Below are 535 nucleotides of genomic sequence, written 5' to 3'. Positions count from 1 at the left end.
TTTAACCTTTCCTTTTGCAAAATTATGAAAACTTTTTATACCTATAAAATGCTTTGATGCCTCTATATATTTATTTATATCAAATTCCTTTTCTTCAGATTTTATTAAAATTTTTTCATTATTTATTAAATATTTTGGCATATATTTTTTCTCAAACAATTTTTTTGGTAATTTCTATTCATATAATTTACCTCTAGAAAATTTTCTAATATTAATAAATTCTTTTAATTTTTATTCATTCAATATTTTTATATCATTATTTTGAAAATTTGAAAAATCAATATTTTTATCTGAAGATATTAACAATATAATTTTCTTCTGCATTTACTCCTTTATCAGTTCTTGAAACAATAGATAATCTAAATTCTTTTATATCAAAATAATTTAAAATTTCTCCAGAAATTGTTTTTAAATTTTTTTGATATTCAATTCCATGATAATTTTCTCCATTATATTTTATTCTTAATAAATAATTATACATTTTTTATCAATTCTAAAAATTCTTTTGCATTCTCATACATCATTGAATTATTAA

The 535-nt window shown here is 17.0% G+C and carries 1 protein-coding gene and 1 pseudogene (1 of these 2 cut by a window edge); both read right to left on the bottom strand.

Going from position 1 to position 535, the window contains the following annotated elements; translation table 11 throughout:
• Positions 1–286 precede the first annotated feature (286 nt).
• Complete coding sequence (locus tag LUA84_RS00970; protein WP_231434011.1) at positions 287–481, bottom strand: tRNA pseudouridine synthase A; 195 nt, start codon at positions 479–481, stop codon at positions 287–289.
• Positions 474–535: pseudogene (locus LUA84_RS05020) on the bottom strand (DUF72 domain-containing protein); its annotated part runs 141 nt beyond the window's last position; the annotation flags it as partial. The gene LUA84_RS00970 and the pseudogene LUA84_RS05020, both read right to left, overlap by 8 nt.

Source organism: Candidatus Nanopusillus massiliensis, from assembly GCF_920984865.1.
This window is presented reverse-complemented; position numbering and strand designations above follow the sequence as displayed.